The following is a 20,541-nucleotide window of genomic DNA, read 5'->3' on the forward strand; positions in this document are numbered from 1 at the left end:
ATCTGATTTCAGGCGAATATCACAAAAAAATATAAAAGCTGACATTTCAGCTCTTAATCATCACAAATGTTCATTTATTAAGATGTAATCATTTTTCCATGAATTTTGCTGGCTATGCGGCGTTTCAACCAATTCGATATAGCGCCCATACACATGATCAATCGCAATACAATCATCAACATCTAGGGTTCGGTCGGTATGCTGTTTTTGCCAATGTGACTCAAAAAAAGCCTTGCCTCGTTGTTTTGCAACAACGGCATTTTGTCCTGTCACCAAAACATAACGATGTAATTCACCAAATTCGCGGGCATCATATCCCCCGAGATTAATCAGCCATAATTTTTCATCTTCAGCTCGGGGCGCGGCATCACAAAATTGGATACGATAATGCCGATTTTCAGTGCTGACTGTATGTACCTGTGCCCAAGCATCAATATGTAAGCCTTTTTGCTCACCAAACCATGCCGTTCTCAGTTGTGGATAAACCTCTTCTAATGCGTTACCCACTGCAAGAATGACATCATGCACTTCGATATTTGCTCTTGGATGGCGTCCGCCGAGCATCACCATAAATAAACTGGACACAATCTCCCCCCATATTTTTGACTTCAACTGCCCACATAGGGCTGAAGTAATTTCAATAAAATCACGCCGCCTAAAGAGAGTACTGCATTGTTGACGAAATGAATGAGTAAGACATGCCAAATGTTACGCGTCCACAAATAGATGAGGTTGAGAAATAGGCCTGCCGCCATAAAACTGATGGTCGCAATCAAATCGCCATCAAAATTATGATAATGAATCAAGCCAAATAAAATTGAGTTCAGTAATACCAATATCAATCGCCACAGCCAAGGCTGTATAAATAGCTTTTGTAGCAAGGTATAGCGGAAAATAATATCTTCGAGCAATGCGGTAAATAATGGCCCAAGGCTGATGATCAGCAAGCTAAAAAACGCAATCGTATTGGGATCAATGGTCGATTCTTTTTCAATGTTCTCACCAACGGGCAACAGACTGCGTGTAAAAGAAATCACTACTTGTAAAGCGACTGCACCAACAACCACCAACAGACTTGAGCGCCAAAAGGCCTGCTTATACTTTTGCCAGTGCGTATATAGCATCGTTTTATAGAGCCAACACACGGCAATAAATAAAATACCGCGAAAGATCGAATCACCCAAAGCGACCTGAGCTGAAACACCAAAAAATTGGTCTAAGACATAACTGTTGAGCAAGATCAGCGGAAGAATACACAGCGCAAAAGTATCACGCCATTGCCAAGAAATATGGGTTGGAAAGGATTCTGCACGAACCAATTGGGTAAATGTCATTGTTATAAAGTCTTTCTAAAGCAATAAAATTTCCACAGTATTGTGATTTATTTCACACTTTTATTCTGCATCTATTTTATAGTGATTTGCCTCAATAAAATTTTCAGCAAGAAAAAATCGCGCGGAATTACTTCTGCGCGATTTTTTTTAATCCTCCCCTTGCGGATTCAGAATACATTCTGAAATCCTCACCTTTAACAAAGGAGGGCTTTTCCCCTCTTTATTAAAGAGGGGTTGGGGGAGATTTTACATCTCAACCATTTCCACGCCATCAATGCGGGCAACAGTCATTAAGTCTTTATCGCCACGGCCTGACACTGTTGCAATAATGATTTGGTCTTTGTCCATCGTCGGCGCAAGTTTCGTCACATAAGCCATGGCATGTGAGCTTTCTAACGCAGGGATAATACCTTCAATATGCGTTAAATCACGGAAGCCTTGCAACGCTTCAGTATCATTGATCGGCACATATTCAACACGGTTCATATCTTTCAAGAAACTGTGTTCTGGTCCTACACCAGGGTAATCCAAACCTGCTGAAATTGAATGTGTTTCAATGATCTGACCTTGATCATCTGACATCAGGTAAGTACGGTTACCGTGAAGTACACCGACATGCCCTGCATTGAGTGGTGCAGAGTGTTTGCCTGTTTCAATGCCGTAGCCTGCAGCTTCGACACCGTACATTTTCACATCTTCATCATTTAAGAATGGGTAGAACAAGCCCATTGCATTTGAACCGCCGCCCACACATGCAACAAGCGCATCCGGTAAACGGCCTGCTTGTTCCTGAATTTGTTTACGCGCTTCACGACCAATGATCGATTGGAAGTCACGAACCAATTGCGGATATGGATGCGGTCCTGCAACTGTACCAATCACGTAGTAAGTTGAATCTACGTTTGTGACCCAGTCACGCATCGCCTCGTTCATGGCATCTTTCAATGTTTTTGAACCGCTTTCTACAGATACAACTGTCGCGCCAAGCAAACGCATACGGTACACATTCATGGCTTGACGTTTTACGTCTTCTGCACCCATGAACACCACGCATTCAAGGCCTAAACGCGCAGCAATCGTTGCCGTTGCTACACCGTGCTGACCTGCGCCTGTTTCCGCAATAATACGTTTTTTTCCTGAAAGTTTAGCCAGCAAAGCCTGACCAATGGTGTTATTCACTTTATGTGAACCTGTATGGTTCAGGTCTTCACGTTTTAAATAAATTTGCGCACCACCCAACTCTTTCGACCATCGCTCAGCATAATACAAAGGACTAGGACGACCGACGTAATACGCCAAGTCACGGTCGAATTCTGCCAAAAACTGAGCATCATCTTTCATGCGGAAATAGAGTTTTTCTAAGTCCTCAAGTGCTGCCATTAGAGTTTCTGACACAAAACGCCCGCCATGAATACCGAAATGCCCTAGTGCGTCAGGGAATTGGGTATAGTCAATCTTATTTTGCTGATCCACGATGGACTCCTTGCATAAAGCGTTCTATGAGTTGTTGGTCTTTAATACCTTTTGCCGATTCTACACCACCACTCACATCTACGGCGTAAGCACCTGTGGTTTGAATCGCTTCTTCAATATTGTCAGGCTTTAAACCGCCCGCCAAAATTAAAGGAATATCGAGTTTTGGAAACTGTGCCCAGTCAAAGCTATGCCCTGTACCGCCTTTCAGCTCTGGATGCCATGCATCTAATAGTACGGCACTTGCCCCTGCTTCTTGAAAGGCTTGAATCTTGCTAATCACATCTAAATCAGGCTTGACCTGAATGGCTTTGTACCAGCGGCGTCCAACGGTCTGCGCAATTGTTTGGCACTGTTCAGGGCTTTCATCGCCATGAAATTGCAGGATGTCTACAGGTGAAATTTTTAAAATATTCTGTATGTCTGCAGCCGATGCATTCACGAATAAACCCACTGTCTGCACATACGGCGGCACATGCTGAATCAGTTCAGCGGCCTGCACTGCCGTTACACTGCGCGGACTTGGTGGAAAAAATACAAATCCAATGGCATCAGCCCCTGCATGAACAACGGACTGGATATCATCAATACGTGTGATTCCGCAAATTTTGGCACGGGTTCGCATATTATTGTGGCTCTAACTCCGCCCTATTCATAGCCTATCTATAAATATAAGGGCGAATCATTGTAATGCAATTTTCAAGTATTGCGTGGATTTTCAGCATCATTCAGCAGAATTTAAAAAGCCCTGATCAATCAGGGCTTTTTTTTAAGAAGGCTTGATACTTATTTCATGGCATAACGCAAGGTTACCCAAGCAGTGCGACCATCTTGATTAAATAAAGTGCTATTGCTGTAGTTGGTCGAATATTCTTTATCAAATATATTGGCAAGTTTGGCTTGAACACTGAATTCAGGCGTGGCTTGATAAGTTACTCGCGTATCCACTGTGGCAAAAGAGCCCAATTCAGCAGTATTTGTAGCATTAGTATAACGCTTATCTTCTGCATGAACTGAAGCACCGACAGTCCACTTATCCATTGTATAATCTGCTGAAGCATTAAAGATTTGCTTTGGTTTTAAAAACAACTGCTTGCCATGAAGTCCTGCTGTCTCGTTTTCAGGTTCTTGATATGCATAATTCACATTCCAAACAAAATCATTTAATTGCTGAGTGAATGATAATTCAGCACCTTTAATTTTTGCATTATCTATATTGCTTGGAACATAGTTCCCCGTTGCATTTGGTGCCCATGCGATCATATTTTCAATTTCATTATAGAAACCGTTTAGCTCCCATTGAACATTGCTGATCACACCTTTGAACCCAATTTCATAGTTTTCAGATTCTTCTGGCACTAATGTAGGATTTTCACTTCCTGGCCAATACAAATCATTGAATGTCGGGGCTTTAAATGCGGTGCCATAACTGACATAACTTTGTACAGTATCATTAAAGCGATATCCCAAAGTCGCACTACCAGTCGTATGGTTGCCAAATTGTTCGTTATCATCCTGACGAACTGCACCTTGCACATCAAAGCTGCCAAATGAACCTAGATATTGTGCAAAGTAAGCTTTGTTATCCCGCTCTTTAACGGCATAAGCTTTCGTACCTGACACTTCATCATTCTGGTAATCAAAACCAAGCATCAAGGTATTTTGCTTATTAAAGTTCAGTGTATTCAGCCATGATAAGCTATCACGCTGTGTGTTAATGACCGATGGATTTGCATCACGACTATCTAATTTATCTTCAGAACGCCCTAACTTTAACCCTGTAGTCCACACATCAAATGGCTTGTAGGTTGCACCAATACTGTAAACATTTTGCTCGATTTTACTATGCACATTGTTTGCATCAATATAAGGAGAACCCCAGTCATCCCTATTATCATATTCATTTTCACCATCAACAACTAAAACACTTGCATCAATATCAAACTGATCATTGAATTTATGCCCCATACGTAAAGATGCTGACTTGTTTTCATAGCCATCTTTATCAAGGTCATAAGGCTCCGCAATATTTGTCGCATCAATGCCTTGAGTTTTTGTTCCTGCAACATTCAGTGTTGCCCAAGTATCATTTTGGCGAATATTTAAACCAACATTCCCTTGATACGTTTCATGCGAACCATAGGTAAAAGATGCAAATGGTTTTATGCCGTTTTGCGTGCCTTTACGGGTAAAGATTTGAATTACACCGCCAATCGCTTCTGAACCATACAAGCTAGAACGCGGACCACGCAGAACTTCGACACGCTCAATCTGATCAATTGGGAAGTGTTCAAAAGCCGTTTCACCAAGCGTTGCTGAACCTACCTTTTGACCATCCACCAAGACCAATGCATGGCGATTACCCGTACCGCGAATTGAAACACTGGTAACTTTACCTAAACCGCCAGTATTGCTATACGTGACGCCCGGCACAGTACGTAATAAGTCTTGTAATGAATTAAATTGCTTACGTTCAATTTCTTCACGGCTAATCACGGTCACTGCTGCCAAAGTTTTTTGTGAGTCTTGCTCAACAATATTGGCAACGGTGTTGGTAATGACTGGAAGTTGATGAACTTGGTCTTCTGCCATGGCCGCAGAAAGTGGAGATAAAACAAAAAGCGACCCGATAAGAGTCTTAGAGAAAGAATGCATGCTGTATTCCCCGATCGCACCGCCCGTGCGAAATAAAAGTTGGATAACGCGAGGCGGTTTTGGGGTAAGACAAGGCTTGCCATTTTTCAGACAAAAGCATGCAATCCCGCTATAACGCCCGCCGCATTATGAATAGGTCTGCATCAGGCCGGTCTCCGGACTTACGTTATGAATAACGATTCACCGTTGCGGGGGCAGTGTCAGATAACAACAGCTCTATACTGCTGGACTGACTTCCCAGTTTCACTTCTCAATTAAGAAAGCACCTGAAGCGCAGGCAGATTAATTTCTGCTCCACAGCAAGTCAAGCTGTATATGTACCTATCTTCAAATACCCCATAGTTTCGATTGTTCGAATAATCGGAGTTCACTATACTTAAGCCATTCACAACAGTTGGCATGGGAAGTTTCCACAACACTGCCCCCGCAACGGTGCGCAAAAGTAAATTTGCCAGTCCGATACCTGCTCACTGTGTTCTATCACTCAATCATTTACGTGGGGTAAATGTATGGAGCATCGCATGTCAACTTTAGCTCGCCCTACAGCACTCGCTACAGGCATTGCTGCCGCTTGGGCTTTTTCTACATCTTGTTTTGCAAATGAATCGCGCATTGCTCAACCAACAATGGATACCATTGTGGTGACTGCAACACGCTCACAAGAAAAATTAGAAAATGTGCCAGCACGTATTTCCATTATTGATGAGTCGCTCATAGATCAATCACCAATTGCATCATTTCCACATTTATTAATGAGTGATGCTTCTATCAATATGGTGCAGCTGGGTGGCTATGGACAACAAGCTTCATTTTTTTTACGTGGCACAGAGTCAGACCACACTTTGGTATTGCGTGACGGTGTCCGTTTAAATAATGATGCCAGCGGTTTAGCGCCAAATAATTTTATAGATACCACAGACATTAAGCAGATTGAGGTTTTAAAAGGCCCAGCATCTGTCCTTTATGGCACCAATGCCATTGGTGGTGTGGTACAAATCATTAGCAAAACCCCTGAAAAAAATGCAGCTTTTATCAGCGCTGAAATAGGTGGAAATCAAACCTATAAAAGTACTGTCGGGGTAGACCTAGCCAAGCAAGGTTTTTATGCGCAAATTCGTGGACAGCGTTTAGAAACCGACGGCACATTGATTCATGAACATGAAAATGCCAGAGCTTCTAGCTTTAATCAAAAAGGCGTGTCTACCAAATTTGGCTATGAAGAAACACGCTTTGGCACTTCATTGGATTATTCTGAAAACCAAGGTAATGCTCAATATGAGCAATACAGCTGGAATTCACTGCAATATGAGCAAAAGTCGCAAGATTTTAAAAATCAAATTGCAACCCTGAAGTCACACTTCAACCCCACAGATCAGCTGACCCTGAATGCTCGCGTGTCTTATTTTAAAGATGAGTTGGAACAGCTCAAAATCTTTGAACAGACCCATTATGAATCCACTGAATATGAACTGACCGCAAAACAGCAAATGACGCCGTCTCAGAACATCATTGCAGGCATCACCCATCGGCAGCTAGAAACATCAACGCTAAAAACTGCAGAGTCTTTTCATCAAGACTTAAACAGTACGGGTTATTATCTACAGCACCAATATCAAACTGATAAATTAAAAACTCAAGCGGGTATTCGTCGTGAAGACCATGAAAAATATGGTCAACACACGGTCGGACAAGTTGCTGCGCGTTATTTTTTCACGCCGTTGTTTAGTAGCTATGCCAATATTGGTACAGCATTTAAAGCGCCAACCATGAACGACTTATATTATGGCGACTATGCAAACCCTGACTTAAAACCCGAAGAAAGTCAATCCTATGAAATTGGGCTAGACCTACAAATGACACCACAACTAAAAACTGGTTTGTCTATCTACAGAACTGAAATTGATAACCTTATTGATTCTGATCCCAACAATAACTGGAAGTTTGCCAATATTGATGCAGTGACCATTCAAGGTTCAGAAGTCTATGTGAATTGGAGCAATGAGGCATTTTTTACAAAGGCCAGTTATAGCTACAATCAAGCAAAAAATGATAAAACAGGTTTGGATTTGAGCCGCCGCCCACGTCAAAAACTGGCATTGTCAGCTGGTTGGGCTGATGAACATTATGGGCTGTCAACAACACTGAGTGCGAACAGCCATTCAGACAGCAGTAATTATGATGAGGATGTGATCCCTGGACATGCTCAGATTGATTTCAATAGTTATTACCAACCCAACGAGCAACTGCGCTTCTTTGCCAATATTCAAAATGTCGGCGATGTTCAATATAAAACGGCTTCTGCTGGCAATTTCGACGGCAAATTCTATTTAAATGGCGGCCGTTTGGCTTCCTTTGGCATCACAGTTAGATATTAATTTCACACTGATTTATTCAACTTTTAATCAAAAAATGGACAATTAAAATGGGCCACCGCTTAAGTAAAATTTATACCCGCACAGGCGATTCAGGTACGACAGGTCTTGGCGACGGATCACGCGTAGCCAAAGATGATTTACGTATTGAAGCCTTAGGAGATGTCGATGAACTCAATTCAAGCATTGGTATTCTGCGTTCGCACATCGCACTAAGCAGTATTGAAGACAAAGCGGCTTGGGATAAATCGCTCAGCCTGATTCAGCATTGGTTATTCGACCTTGGCGGTGAAGTTTGCATTCCAAACTTCAACTTGGTACAACCTGTGTCAATTGAGTTTTTGGAAAATGACATTGACCGTATGAATGAAGCACTGCCAATGCTCAAAGACTTTATCCTGCCATCAGGAACATTGGTGTGCAGCTTTGCCCATCAAGCGCGTGCAGTTTGCCGCCGTGCAGAACGTCGTTTAATGGCTGTACATAACCGTGACCAGAACATTCAAGCACCGTCATTGCAGCTACTTAACCGACTCTCTGACTGGTTATTTGTCGCATCGCGTACATTACAACGCGCTGAAGGTGGTTCTGAGGTGCTGTGGCAGAAAAATATTAACGACACGATTGATCAATAATTTTTGGATTCAAAAATTGCTCAAATCCTTTGACCAATTAAAAGTCTATTTTACATTGAAATAAATCGAAACATTTCGTCCGATCATTCTTGTATTTCAGGATGATCGGATCAAAATAACAGTGTCATCTCCCTGTCATTCTTACAGGACATTATGTTCTTAACATCCTTTTTTGTAGGCCTCGTATGCGCATAATCGGTCACCGTGGCGCTCGTGGTGAAGCACCTGAAAATACCCTAGGTGGTTTCCAATATATTCAAGATTTAGGCATACGCTCAGTTGAATTTGATGTGCGACAGCTAAAAGATCGCGCCTTAATTGTGATGCATGACGATCAATTCATCCGTACCACCGGCCAAGATAAGTATCTTTATGAATGCGAAAGTTCTGAACTAGAACCGTATAACCATGCAGTGACATGGTCAGAATGGAATAAAGTTGAGCCGACGCCACTGCTCGAACAAACGCTCAAAATTATTCATAACTTCGATCATATTGAAGTCGAAGTGAAAGCAGTGAAGACACAGACTGAAGCAGAAGCGCTGACTGAAACCTTGGAACAACAGCTCCAAGGTTTCGAACATTCCGCGGTGATCACCAGTTTTGACCCTAAAATTCATCTTGCTTTGCAACAAAAAAAATCCGGTTTCAAACGCGGGCTACTGGTTGAAACGGACGTAAAATTTAAAGCGATTGAACAAGCACTTGAATTAGGTTGTATCCAAATCGGTTGGATGAACCAACTCGCCAATTCAGACATTATTCAGGCCACGCAGCAGGCAAAATTAAATGTGAGCGTATGGACTGTCAACGACGTTGATCGTGCTAAACAACTTAAAGATTGGGGCATTAACGGCTTAATTACCGACTATCCTAAATTAATGATGCAGCATTTTTAATGCTGCTTTATTCCCCTAGTTTTATGTAATTCAGTCTTCGATCAACACGTGGCTTTTTCAACTGGCCTATTTTCGTTCTAAAACCAACACGGTTTGACCCCGACTGTTTTGCATTGTCATCTGTTTCGCTTGAATTTGAAACTGTGTTGCGGCTTGCAATGCATCTGAAAGTTCAGCCTCTTGAGCCAAAGCCGAATCACAACTGAAATAGCCTGCTCGCGCATTCAAATCAATGCTGTGTTTTAAGGTATCAATCACATAAGTGCCACTGATGTTATTACATCCCGTATTGCCTTGAATTTGGCGAAATTGTGAACTGAACTGCAAATAAGGTTGATGATGAAAGAACTTGGCTTTTTGCCCTGCAATTTGCACAATCGTCCATGGAATATCTTGTATCCCATCATTTACTCGAATGACTTTTAATGGCTGCTCAACGCTGCTGCCATGTGACTTCCCTTGTGACTTTGTAGTCACCTTCTGCGTCGGAGAACTTTGACAGGCCATGAGTCCTAGACAACTGATCAGAAAGCCGCCACAGATACAGTGTTTGACAAAAAATTGCGGATTATTTTGACGATTTTGCTGTTTTTTTAGCATCTTTTTTACCCCACAAAAAGTCAAATAACTTCAGTCGTATTATGTTACTGTTTAGAACAATACAACTGTACAATAACAGTGGTGAAAACGGGTTTTCCCGTGCTACTATTCTGTACGTTTAAAATCCCTTAAAAAATTAATGGGATTAGTCCTATCTATACCTCCCAAGGTTTCAGGAGTGCTGTTGGAGATGAATGCTCCCCTACCCAAAGCCCCAATGAACTGGATTGCTATTTTTGCATTGGTGTTTTTACCTATTGTCGCAGTTATTGCAATTCCGTTATATGCCATTAATCATGATTTTAGTGCCGCTGCTTGGATCAGTATGTTTGTTTTACTGGGTGTCAGCAGTTTAGGTATTACCGCAGGTTATCACCGCTTATGGGCACACCGTGCTTATGAAGCAACCTTGCCTTTAAAAATCATTTTAATGCTCATGGGTACTTTTGCTGTTCAGAACAGTATTTTGTTCTGGGCTTCAGGTCACCGTACACATCACCGTCATGTAGACGATATTGACCAAGATCCATACTCGATTAATCGTGGTTTCTGGTATGCCCATATCGGGTGGATGCTTCGTGATTATCCAGCAGCAGAACCGAACTACAAAAACGCGCCAGATCTTTTAAAAGATAAAGTCGTTTTGTTCCAAGATAAATACTACATTCCACTGGTGATTGCTGTGCATGCAGCGATTTTAGTGCCAATTGGTTGGGCTGTTGGCGACATGTGGGGCGTTCTATTATTGGGCGGTTTAATGCGTCTAATCTTGAGCCATCATGTGACGTTCTTTATTAACTCACTGTGCCACATGTGGGGTAAACGTCCGTATACTGACGAAAATACCGCGCGTGATAACTTCTGGCTCGCTATTGCTACTTGGGGTGAGGGTTATCATAACTATCACCACATTTTCCAATACGACTACCGTAATGGTGTGAAATGGTGGCAATACGATCCAACAAAATGGTTAATTTGGAGCTGCTCTAAATTAGGCCTTGCCAAAAATTTACGCCGTATTCCTAGCTTTAATATTAAAAAAGCTGAGTTGGCTATGAAGTTCAAGTATGCGGAACAAGACCTTGCGATCTATGGTCTCAACATGACCGATGATATTGCGACCGCTAAGCAACGTATTTCTCAAGAATATGATGCGTTTTCGCAAACTTTGAATGACTGGGCAAAATTAAAAGAACAGGAAATTCAAGCGAAGAAAACTGCAGTTGCTGAAAAAATTCATCAGATGGATGACAAACTCAAACTTGAATTCCTACAAGTTGAACAGCGTTTGTCACAGCACCGTGAAGCATTGAATCAATTGATGCGTAATTTGAAAAAGAAAACCGCTTAATTCTTTTAAACCTTGAAATCAATAAAGCCTCCCTTGTGGAGGCTTTATTGATTTCAAGCTACAGTTTTTCTATCTGGTCTTTGCTATAGTTCCAACATAACTTGAATTTTTTAAAGATCATTATGCAGTTCAATGCCCGCTATAACACTCTGCCACCTCGCCTGTACCACCATCAACAGCCTGTACCCTTAAAAGGCACAAAAGCTGGGCATTTTAATGCGGCTCTTGCAGATGAGCTGCAATGGTCTGAGACAGATAAACAGGCTTGGGTTGAAATCTGCAGCGGTCAAAAAACCTTTGCTGAATTTGAACCTTTGGCCATGGTCTATGCAGGTCACCAGTTTGGACAATGGGCCGGCCAATTGGGCGATGGACGCGGCTTATTGATTGGGCAAATCATCGATAAACATGGGCAAACCATTGACCTGCACCTTAAAGGTGCCGGCTCTACGCCTTATTCACGCATGGGCGATGGACGTGCAGTGCTGCGCTCGACCATTCGTGAATATTTGGCAGGACATGCGCTGAACAACCTAGGCGTTGCATCCAGCAATGCGGTGGGTTTTACCAGTTCTGAGCAAGGTGTACAGCGCGAAAAACTCGAGCTCGGCGCGATGATGCTGCGTACATCTGACTGTCATATCCGATTGGGACATTTTGAATGGATCAATCAATATCAGGGTGATTTACTAACTGAATTCACGCAAAAATGTATTGAGTGGCACTACCCTGAATGCTTGAATGCCGAACAACCTATTTTAGCTTTTGCCACTCAAGTCATTCAGCGTACCGCAGTGATGATTGCCAAATGGCAGCTGATTGGCTTTGCGCATGGCGTGATGAATACCGACAACCTGAATATTACCGGTTCAACATTGGACTTCGGCCCTTATGGCTTTATGGAGCGCTTCCGTCCAAATTGGATTAACAACCATTCGGACTACCAAGGCCGCTATACCTATCAACAGCAGCCAAGTATCGGGCATTGGAATTTATGGCAATGGCTGAATAATCTCGTTCCGCTCTGCCCTTCAGATTATGACAAAGAACAGTGGAAAGACGATCTAGCCAAATGCTTAGAGCATTTTGAACTGACCTTCTTGGAACATTATAAATTGGGCTTAAGCCAAAAAATGGGGCTGCCGAGTTTTCATAAAGACAGCTTCGACTGCGCCATGGCCTTTTTACGCATTCTGCAAACTGAACAGCTAGATTACACGCAAAGCTTTATCCGTCTGCAAAATCATGAATATGAAGCCATTAAAGATGACTCCCTTGACCGCCGCGCCTTTGAAAGTTTCTTGGCACAGTATGAAAGCATCCGTGCGCATCAGGACACCGATGCTTTAGATGCTGAAATGGCACAAGCTAATCCGCAATATATTTTGCGCAACCATATGGCGCAAAAGGCGATTGAGCTAGCTGAACGCAATGATTTTTCAGAGGTAGAACGTTTATTTACATTGCTCAGTCAGCCATTTACTAAACAGCCTGACCTAGAAAAAACTGAAGATTTAGGCCCCTTGCCAAGTGATGTGCCTGAAGTAATGGTCAGCTGTTCTTCATAAACATTTATCCACAAATCCACATTTCACTCGGATCAAAATTGTGGATAATTTAGACATTATCCACAATGCCGAAATGGATGAGCTGTGAAGGCAGCTCATTCTCTACATTACAATGACAAGAAAAAATATCACGATCTTTAGTTTCGCTATCCTCGTCTGCATTGTTGCTGCCTGCTTTGCCTATCAAAAATTTGAAAAATATTTACCTACACCTACCAATGCACTGGCCTTTCCACCTGAATTAAGCGATTTACAAATTCAAAAAATTCGCACAGAAACGCCGATCGACAATATTCAGGTACATAAGGCTCAGCGTTATTTGGAATTAAAACATCAGGATCAAGTCATTCGGCGTTACCCGATGCGTCTGGGTTTTCAACCGCTTGGACATAAAGTTCAAGAAGGTGATGGCAAAACGCCTGAAGGCAGCTATATGATTGATTGGCGCAATCCGCGAAGTTCATTTTATAAGTCTTTGCATATCTCTTACCCCAATGCGACCGATAAACAAAAGGCTAAAGATTTAGGTGTTTCTGCAGGTGGTGACATTATGATTCATGGTTCGGCAACCAGTTTACAAATGAAAGCTGCACCACAACTGATGACTTATTTCCCACAAAAAGATTGGACTTGGGGCTGCATTGCTGTGCGTAATATTGATATGGATGAAATTTGGCAATTGGTGAATAATGATACCGTTATACATATTCGTCCCTAGGCTTTAAAACTCAGGCTTATTTTTAGGTTATCCCCTATGATTGCATTACACACTGTAGCTGCTAAGTCGGCCTTAGCCCTGCCTGAAACCACCTGTAGCCAGCCTTTTGGTGAAGGCTGTGATGTGTTTAAAGTGATGGAGAAGGTCTTTATGCTGAGTTTTCATTTGGAAGGCAAAGCGGCCATCAACTTAAAGGTGCTGCCAGACAATGGCTCAATGCTCAGAGATATTTATCCCTTTATTCGTGCGGGCTGGCATATGAATAAGCAGCATTGGATTTCTGTTTTTACAGATGAAGAATTAGAAGAAGAACTTCTGCAAGATTTGGTGCTGAACTCTTATGAATTGGTGGTATCGAAGTTAAACAAAGGACAGCGGCAGAGGATTGAGCTCCTCCAACGTCTATAGCTTAATTTTTAACTATTATTTTCTAATTCAAAACTCAAAATAAAAACAGCACCTCACTGATCTAAAATCATTTCAAATCAAATTGGAAAACAGTCTGCCTGTTTTGAACAAAAAATTAAAAAAATGGAAATTTTAATCGATCACTCTCCAATTAAAGTTAGAATCATCCAAAATTAAATGATTAGCTATTTTATTTATGCAATTCAGACACGATATCAATGGATTACGGGCCATAGCCGTATTGGCCGTTGTACTATTTCACTTTAATCCACAATGGCTAACCGGCGGCTTCGCAGGCGTCGATGTTTTCTTTGTCATCTCAGGCTTCTTGATGACCGCCATTATTTTTAATGGCATAGAAAAAAACACATTTAATCTATTTAAATTTTATACAGCGCGTGCAAACCGAATTATTCCTGTTTTAGCCACAATGTCTATCATTTTAGTCATATTTGGCTGGTTCTATTTAGCACCAGTTGATTACAAGGATTTAGGACGACAAGTCGAAAAAAGCTCTTTCTTTATTTCCAATATTCTTTTTTCAAAAGGCAGTGGCTATTTTGATACTGCTGAACACACAAAATGGTTATTACACACATGGTCTTTGTCTGTTGAATGGCAATTTTATATTGTTTTTCCACTTATCATTTTGTTTTTAAAAAAATATTTAAACCTTCATAATTTAAAACGCGTGGTGTTTTTGCTCTTTTTAGTCAGCTTTATTTATTGTATTTTTGCAACCTATAAAGACAGCAAAACTGCCTATTTTCTACTAACAAGTCGCGCATGGGAAATGCTCATAGGTGGTTTAGCATTCCTCTATCCTTGGTCACTAAAAAACAAAAAATCACAGCTCATGACACAATGCTTAGGACTCGTTCTGATTCTAGCATCGTATATCTTTATATCTAGTGAAACACTTTGGCCGGGTTATATGGCCCTTATTCCTGTATTTGGTGCTTATTTAATTATTGTGAGTAATCATCAGCAAAATATATTGATTAATAATCCAATTTTTAACCACGTTGGAAAATGGTCATATTCAATTTATGTCTGGCATTGGCCCTTGGTTGTTTTGGGTTTCTATCTTGGCCTCGAAAATTGGTGGATATACGGAATCCCTCTGTCAATTTTATGTGGCGTCTTAAGTTATCACGCTATTGAAAAGATTCATTTCCCACGCTATTCATCTTGGAAAAAGCTTTATAAAGTGAAAGCAATTTATCTCGCTTTATTCCTTTTAGGCGTCGGCCATTTCATCAAATCTAATGATGGTGTCGATTCTCGACTTCCAGAAGTAGCTAAAATCGCAAATGAAGAAATCAATAATACCAATCCTTATGATTGTGACCAACAAGAGTTGCATGAATGTATTATAGGAAACCCAACTAAAATTAAAGCCATTGTTATTGGAGATAGCCATGCTGATGCAATGACCACCTCTGTGGCAACCACTTTTAATTTGAAAGCTGACGGTATCATTTCATTTACAACTTCTGCCTGCCCATTTATTCCCAATCTACAGTTTTACAAAGATAAAAGTCCTTGCCCAGAAATTAATCAGAAACGCTTAAACTTAATTGCATCCAAAAAATATGAAAATATTCCAATGGTTTTCATTGCAAGGTACCCAAGCTATTTAATTGGAGAAAATGACCCTGATATCATGGATGCTAAGAGTTCTAAACCTATTGTTTATTTTGATGATAATCCAAACATCACTCAAAAGAATCGAATGATTTCATTTCAAAAGAATCTAACTGAAGTTTTGTGTCAGACCTCTAAGACCAATCCTGTTTATATCGTGCAACCCATTCCAGAAGTTGGTTTCAATTTACCGCAAAGAATCATTAAGAATGTATTCTACAAGCGTAATGAAAAAATATTTATTTCACACGACACATATTTAAAAAGATCAGGAGAGATTCGCAAAATTATTCAAGAAAGTGCAGAGCAATGTCAGGCCAAAGTCTTAGACCCTGCATTACATCTATGTAAAGGAAATGAATGTATTTCTGAGTATAAAGGACGCCCGATTTATCGTGATGGTAATCACTTAAGTGAATATGGAAATAAGCTTTTAGTTCCAATGTTTAAAGAAGCCCTCAATCCATAAAAAGTGAAAGTACGCCTAAATGACTTTAATTTTTTGAAGTCATTTAGGTGAATTTAAAACTAAAATTTAAAATCTTTTCTGCTTCCATTATTAAATATTTTAATATAATTCAAATAAATAAATAGACTTAATGTAGTATGCTTCATTTTTATTACCATCCATTAGGTAATAAATCGATCATCATGAAATTCATGAGTAGCAATGAGTGTTAAATAGGTATAAGACTTACTCGCCACTTGATCATCCACTTTAAAAAATTCTTGATAGATTCCCCCCGTCATTTGACTCCACAGACACCAAAAACATAAGAATCCTAAAGTACTTGAAACTCCTGCTAAAGCAAGCTCCTTTGATAGCCCAAAGAAACTTAAAGCAACCAAAGTAAAACTAAGATTTAACCCAGCGAGAATTAGGAGAGTTAATTGATAAATTATTCATTTTACTTATCATTCAAGAAAATAAATGAAATTTATTGATTCTAAAATCAACACAAATCACATATTTTAACTTACATTTTAATTACTTAAATAAACCAAATTATTAATTCAAGCAATTTAATAAAACTCTTTCAAAATCGTTGTTAAACAACTTTAAACCAAGAATTTAAAACTTCAAAAGGCTCTTCCCTAAGCCTTCATGGTATTAAACCTTCTTTGCTTGCATCACTTTAAACAGCACATACAGCAGTAAAATCCATAGCGGCTGCATCAACACCGATAGCATAAAGCCCTGATTCCACATGATGTACAAAATCATCAGCATGAACACTAAGACAAAGTAGTTGGTAAACGGTGCAAATAAAGCAGGAAACTTGGTCTGTATACCCTGCTGCTGCATCGCTTTTCTAAACTTCAAATGAATCAAGCTGATTAACATCCAATTCAGCACCGCAGCACTCACCACGATATAAATCAGGTAACTTAAGGCTTTTTCAGGCAAGAAATAATTCAGCAGCACGCAACCAAAAATCAGCAAAGCAGAAAATAAAACCGCGGCAATCGGCGTGCCGTGTTTATTTACCTGTTTAAACGTTTTTGGCGCATTGCCCTGTTCTGCCAAACCGAGCAGCATGCGGCTATTGGCATACATACCGCTATTACAGACCGAAACGGATGCCGTCAAAATAATAAAATTCAGCAAATGCGCTGCCCAATCAATCCCCATCTGATTAAAAATCATCACAAAAGGACTATGATCCAAACCACCAAGTTTCAACTGATTCCACGGCACTAGCGACAGCAGTACCGCCAAAGAACAGATATAAAATAAGAACACGCGGATCACCGTTTGATTTACGGCTTTGGGAATGTTTTGATCTGGATTTTCAGTTTCAGCCGCCGCCATGCTGATCAGCTCAATGCCACCAAAAGCAAACATCATAAAGGCCAGCATATAAAATAGGCCATCAAAGCCATGCGGAAAAAAGCCGCCATGTACCCATAAATTACTAATCGAAGCCGTAGAGTCTGCGCCTGCTGTAAGTAGCAGATATACACCAAAAACAATCATAGCAACAATCGCCACAACCTTAATCATCGACAGCCAAAATTCAGATTCTGCATACAGTTTGACATTGGCTAAATTGGCAAGGGTAATCACCATAAAAAACACCAGAACTGAAACCCAAGCAGGCACATGTGGCCACCAATAATTGACATATTTGCCTATCGCGGTCAGCTCGGTCATCACCACTAAAATATACAGAATCCAGTAGTTCCAGCCCGTTAAAAAGCCCGAAAACTTGCCCCAATATTTAAAAGCAAAATGACTGAATGAACCTGTGACTGGCTCTTGTACAATCATCTCACCCAACTGGCGCATAATCAGAAAAGCAATCAAGCCACCAATCAAATAGCCCAAAATAATCGATGGCCCTGCAGACTCAATAATATGCGCAGAACCTAAAAATAGCCCTGTACCAATCGCCCCGCCCATAGCAATCAGCTGAATATGGCGGTTCTTTAATCGGCGCTGTAGTTGAGGCATTTCGCTGCTCACAACATGTTCTCATCTTATAAAAAAGTGGATTGTAGCCTGTGCATCCGCTAAGAACTACATCTTGATATCCAACAATTTTAACTTAAAGGTATTTTTACAGATCAGATGAGCATCAAATGTAAAGTTTTATTGATTGGTTTAAATAACTTAGGTCAAGACAATCTTTTGCCTATTTTTTTCAAATTTATACTTTTATTGAATATTTTTGAGGCTTCATCACACAGCAATATGCCCTACATCATAAAAACAGCGCCCAATTGAGCGCTGTTTTAAAAGCGAATCCGCAGTGATTGATCACTTATATGTAACTTACTGATGTTACGCAGTAACACCAGAAGTGCAATTTGATTCAAATAAAACAGCGATACGCGGTAACGTCATCCGCAAGTGTTTGAGACAGGACTACTTCTAATCAAAAATGTTTTTGCGATGCTTTGAATAATTTGACGGTAGTGAACGAGTTTTGCGGATGACAATGGTTTTGGGTACTTTTGCCGAAACAAAAGTACCTCCAGCCGAAGGCTAATCCCTTTATTCAATCCTTAGATGTAAGACTCCGTCGAATAGACTTAAAAATCATTTTAAAAGTGCATAAGTACTTTTACGTGCGTAACATCAGTAACTTAGATAATTAACATCTATAAGTGCTTATTTACGCTGTGGCTCGTCAGCCCACCGTGCATAACTCTTCGTGCTTTTCAACAAAACGCCCGCTTGTTTTGCAGCGACGCCATTATAGTCCTGAGAGAAACCATCTAAATTTTCATCAAAACTCGCACCATCAAATAATGGGAAAGTTCCGGCTTTTTTCTGAATCACCACATCATCAATCATCCAGCCGCGGAAACCGTTATAAAGTTGATCGACTGTTCTGAATTGGAATTTCAGCTGAACATTGGCCTTGCCTGCATATTCATCTAATGAAATTGCTTCTTGCTGAACAGCAGCTGGTGCAAGGTTAAAACCTAAATTACTGTATGGAATCGGCGCGCGCTCATATGCAGAGGATGGATCTGCCAGCGGGTTTAAACGAGCTAAAGTCTTAAAGCTATTGCCGCCGTCGGTAGAAACTAAAATATTCATCAAGTCGAATCCCTGATTATTTGGATTGACCGACTCAATTTCCCACCATGTTTTAAAGCTTAAACTCAAAGGCGCATGATATTGACTCAGATTAATGACAGGTGAAATCAATTCTCCCCTATTGTCATACTGCGAAGTGCCACCATCAAACTCTGGAGCCGTAGATGAATCACTTAAAGCGCCAATAAAGTTGCCATTTACTTTATCACCATACCAATATGCCGTATTACCTTGCAGTGGCTCAGGCACCTTGCCTTGACTTTGGTCATTCGGCGCTAAGCGTACACGTTGATTCACTTGATTATTACGAATATTGTGACCTTTGTTGAGCAGCTGCCAATCGACATTGGCCACACTAGGCTGTGACCTTGTCCATGCATTGCGAGTAGCAGAGTCCGCTTCAAAAGTTTCACGCCATATGGCATCTGCAGATGTCGTTTCAGGCAGCACTTCAAATTGATAGCCCGATGCAGAAGAAGCAATGACCGTAACTTTTTTCGTAATGGTATTAATTCCTGCACTGCTAATGGTGAGCGTGGCATTTTTTAATGCTTCAAGCAGATCATTGCTCACATTAAATGACAAACTAAAATAACCATTGGCATCGGTCAAAGCACTGACAAATGCGCCATTGGTCGCCGCACCGCCAGATAATGCGACTTGTGCATTCGCCAATGGCTTCCCTTTAAAAATCACTTGACCAGACAATGTTCCGACCACGGCATCATTGACTGGCGCATCACTTAGAGTCTGACAGTCTTGATCTAAACAGTTGAGGACTACATTCAGCACAATGCTCTTATTGGTATTTTTAGGATGGATCAAGAATGCTGAAACTGCAGACTGTCCATTTTTAGTGACCAAAACATAATATGTGCCTGCAGCCAATTTAGGCAGCTTAACGATGCCTTGAGCATTAGCAAGGTAACTTTGACCTTTAAAATGAGTCGCTGTCGGTAAACTATTGATCGGTGGAAATAACTGTTCAGAATCATCTGCTGTGATTTCATTTATTGTCGCTTTCAAACTACCTGCTTGTACCTTCTGCCACTCTTCATCACTTAAAATCTGAATCGACGCAGCATTTAATGCAAGATTATTTACATCCAACAGCGTCAGCTCTTCTACACTTTTTTGTACCATGGCATCGGCAACTGGCTCTGACGGTACGCTTCCTGTCTCATCACGATCACTACCACCACATGCCGTTAAACCCAAGACACCCGTGACCATTATTATTTTTGCAAATGCTATATTTTTCATCTGTTCTGCCCTCTAATTTTCCATTTTTAAAATTGTTATCTCTACATTGAACTCTGCCAGCCCAAACA

At 40.8% G+C, this 20,541-nt stretch carries 16 protein-coding genes and 1 riboswitch; of the genes, 8 read left to right on the plus strand and 8 right to left on the minus strand.

Translation table 11 applies throughout. The features are described 5' to 3' along the window. Positions 1-60 precede the first annotated feature (60 nt). The 5 genes from FTV04_RS12755 to FTV04_RS12775 all read right to left on the minus strand — a co-directional run bounded on the left by FTV04_RS12755 (position 61) and on the right by FTV04_RS12775 (position 5,462). Complete coding sequence (locus FTV04_RS12755) at positions 61-585, minus strand: DUF1543 domain-containing protein (RefSeq protein WP_180078791.1); 525 nt, start codon at positions 583-585, stop codon at positions 61-63. Between the two features lie 23 nt (positions 586-608). Further along, positions 609-1,334: a CPBP family intramembrane glutamic endopeptidase gene (locus FTV04_RS12760; RefSeq protein WP_180089806.1), complete on the minus strand. Its 726-nt coding sequence runs from the start codon at positions 1,332-1,334 to the stop codon at positions 609-611. A gap of 246 nt (positions 1,335-1,580) precedes the next feature. Continuing rightward, on the minus strand, positions 1,581-2,807 hold the full coding sequence (trpB, locus tag FTV04_RS12765) for a tryptophan synthase subunit beta (protein ID WP_180089808.1): 1,227 nt from the start codon (positions 2,805-2,807) through the stop codon (positions 1,581-1,583). Continuing rightward, the gene (locus FTV04_RS12770) at positions 2,791-3,432 is read right to left on the minus strand and encodes a phosphoribosylanthranilate isomerase (protein WP_180089810.1); all 642 of its coding nucleotides are present in this window, start codon (positions 3,430-3,432) and stop codon (positions 2,791-2,793) included. The genes trpB and FTV04_RS12770 overlap by 17 nt, the downstream gene beginning before the upstream one ends. A gap of 161 nt (positions 3,433-3,593) precedes the next feature. Further along, a complete protein-coding gene (locus FTV04_RS12775; RefSeq protein ID WP_180089812.1) occupies positions 3,594-5,462 on the minus strand; it encodes a TonB-dependent receptor domain-containing protein in 1,869 nt (622 codons plus the stop codon). Between the two features lie 128 nt (positions 5,463-5,590). Continuing rightward, positions 5,591-5,747, minus strand: a riboswitch (cobalamin riboswitch). Positions 5,748-5,983: 236 nt separating this feature from the next. Here FTV04_RS12775 and FTV04_RS12780 point away from each other — a divergent pair. The 3 genes from FTV04_RS12780 to FTV04_RS12790 all read left to right on the plus strand — a co-directional run bounded on the left by FTV04_RS12780 (position 5,984) and on the right by FTV04_RS12790 (position 9,368). Next, complete coding sequence (locus tag FTV04_RS12780) at positions 5,984-7,837, plus strand: TonB-dependent siderophore receptor (protein ID WP_180074272.1); 1,854 nt, start codon at positions 5,984-5,986, stop codon at positions 7,835-7,837. Between the two features lie 47 nt (positions 7,838-7,884). Further along, positions 7,885-8,469: a cob(I)yrinic acid a,c-diamide adenosyltransferase gene (locus FTV04_RS12785; RefSeq protein WP_111885379.1), complete on the plus strand. Its 585-nt coding sequence runs from the start codon at positions 7,885-7,887 to the stop codon at positions 8,467-8,469. A gap of 185 nt (positions 8,470-8,654) precedes the next feature. Beyond that, positions 8,655-9,368, plus strand: a complete 714-nt coding sequence (locus FTV04_RS12790) for a glycerophosphodiester phosphodiesterase (protein WP_180005543.1) — start codon at positions 8,655-8,657, stop codon at positions 9,366-9,368. A gap of 66 nt (positions 9,369-9,434) precedes the next feature. Here FTV04_RS12790 and FTV04_RS12795 read toward each other — a convergent pair whose 3' ends face one another. Next, positions 9,435-9,968: an META domain-containing protein gene (locus FTV04_RS12795; RefSeq protein WP_180089814.1), complete on the minus strand. Its 534-nt coding sequence runs from the start codon at positions 9,966-9,968 to the stop codon at positions 9,435-9,437. 190 nt (positions 9,969-10,158) lie between these two features. Between FTV04_RS12795 and FTV04_RS12800 the strand changes: the two genes are divergently transcribed. From FTV04_RS12800 to FTV04_RS12820, 5 genes are all read left to right on the plus strand, one after another. Then, the gene (locus FTV04_RS12800) at positions 10,159-11,319 is read left to right on the plus strand and encodes an acyl-CoA desaturase (RefSeq protein ID WP_180055849.1); all 1,161 of its coding nucleotides are present in this window, start codon (positions 10,159-10,161) and stop codon (positions 11,317-11,319) included. Positions 11,320-11,441: 122 nt separating this feature from the next. After that, the gene (locus FTV04_RS12805; RefSeq protein WP_180089816.1) at positions 11,442-12,887 is read left to right on the plus strand and encodes a YdiU family protein; all 1,446 of its coding nucleotides are present in this window, start codon (positions 11,442-11,444) and stop codon (positions 12,885-12,887) included. A 112-nt stretch (positions 12,888-12,999) separates the two neighbouring features. Further along, on the plus strand, positions 13,000-13,605 hold the full coding sequence (locus FTV04_RS12810; RefSeq protein WP_180089818.1) for a murein L,D-transpeptidase family protein: 606 nt from the start codon (positions 13,000-13,002) through the stop codon (positions 13,603-13,605). A 36-nt stretch (positions 13,606-13,641) separates the two neighbouring features. Further along, on the plus strand, positions 13,642-14,013 hold the full coding sequence (locus FTV04_RS12815; RefSeq protein WP_168378763.1) for an MmcQ/YjbR family DNA-binding protein: 372 nt from the start codon (positions 13,642-13,644) through the stop codon (positions 14,011-14,013). 196 nt (positions 14,014-14,209) lie between these two features. After that, a complete protein-coding gene (locus FTV04_RS12820) occupies positions 14,210-16,129 on the plus strand; it encodes an acyltransferase family protein (RefSeq protein ID WP_168378762.1) in 1,920 nt (639 codons plus the stop codon). 642 nt (positions 16,130-16,771) lie between these two features. Here FTV04_RS12820 and FTV04_RS12830 read toward each other — a convergent pair. Then, entirely contained in the window at positions 16,772-18,127 is a 1,356-nt protein-coding gene (locus FTV04_RS12830; protein WP_180063993.1) for an amino acid permease, read from the minus strand. 648 nt (positions 18,128-18,775) lie between these two features. After that, entirely contained in the window at positions 18,776-20,473 is a 1,698-nt protein-coding gene (locus tag FTV04_RS12835) for a carboxypeptidase regulatory-like domain-containing protein (RefSeq protein WP_180089820.1), read from the minus strand. Positions 20,474-20,541 lie beyond the last annotated feature (68 nt).

The organism is Acinetobacter sp. YH12219 (assembly GCF_013417875.1).
In the GTDB taxonomy this organism is placed as follows: domain Bacteria; phylum Pseudomonadota; class Gammaproteobacteria; order Pseudomonadales; family Moraxellaceae; genus Acinetobacter; species Acinetobacter amyesii.

What these genes read in the sequence shown, in the direction of transcription:
- FTV04_RS12760 (WP_180089806.1), bottom strand. Translation starts at nt 1,334, where the DNA reads ATGACATTTACCCAATTGGTTCGTGCAGAATCCTTTCCAACCCATATT.
- FTV04_RS12770 (WP_180089810.1), bottom strand. Translation starts at nt 3,432, where the DNA reads ATGCGAACCCGTGCCAAAATTTGCGGAATCACACGTATTGATGATATC.
- FTV04_RS12775 (WP_180089812.1), bottom strand. Translation starts at nt 5,462, where the DNA reads ATGCATTCTTTCTCTAAGACTCTTATCGGGTCGCTTTTTGTTTTATCT.
- FTV04_RS12780 (WP_180074272.1), top strand. Translation starts at nt 5,984, where the DNA reads ATGTCAACTTTAGCTCGCCCTACAGCACTCGCTACAGGCATTGCTGCC.
- FTV04_RS12785 (WP_111885379.1), top strand. Translation starts at nt 7,885, where the DNA reads ATGGGCCACCGCTTAAGTAAAATTTATACCCGCACAGGCGATTCAGGT.
- FTV04_RS12790 (WP_180005543.1), top strand. Translation starts at nt 8,655, where the DNA reads ATGCGCATAATCGGTCACCGTGGCGCTCGTGGTGAAGCACCTGAAAAT.
- FTV04_RS12795 (WP_180089814.1), bottom strand. Translation starts at nt 9,968, where the DNA reads ATGCTAAAAAAACAGCAAAATCGTCAAAATAATCCGCAATTTTTTGTC.
- FTV04_RS12800 (WP_180055849.1), top strand. Translation starts at nt 10,159, where the DNA reads ATGAATGCTCCCCTACCCAAAGCCCCAATGAACTGGATTGCTATTTTT.
- FTV04_RS12805 (WP_180089816.1), top strand. Translation starts at nt 11,442, where the DNA reads ATGCAGTTCAATGCCCGCTATAACACTCTGCCACCTCGCCTGTACCAC.
- FTV04_RS12810 (WP_180089818.1), top strand. Translation starts at nt 13,000, where the DNA reads ATGACAAGAAAAAATATCACGATCTTTAGTTTCGCTATCCTCGTCTGC.
- FTV04_RS12815 (WP_168378763.1), top strand. Translation starts at nt 13,642, where the DNA reads ATGATTGCATTACACACTGTAGCTGCTAAGTCGGCCTTAGCCCTGCCT.
- FTV04_RS12820 (WP_168378762.1), top strand. Translation starts at nt 14,210, where the DNA reads ATGCAATTCAGACACGATATCAATGGATTACGGGCCATAGCCGTATTG.
- FTV04_RS12835 (WP_180089820.1), bottom strand. Translation starts at nt 20,473, where the DNA reads ATGAAAAATATAGCATTTGCAAAAATAATAATGGTCACGGGTGTCTTG.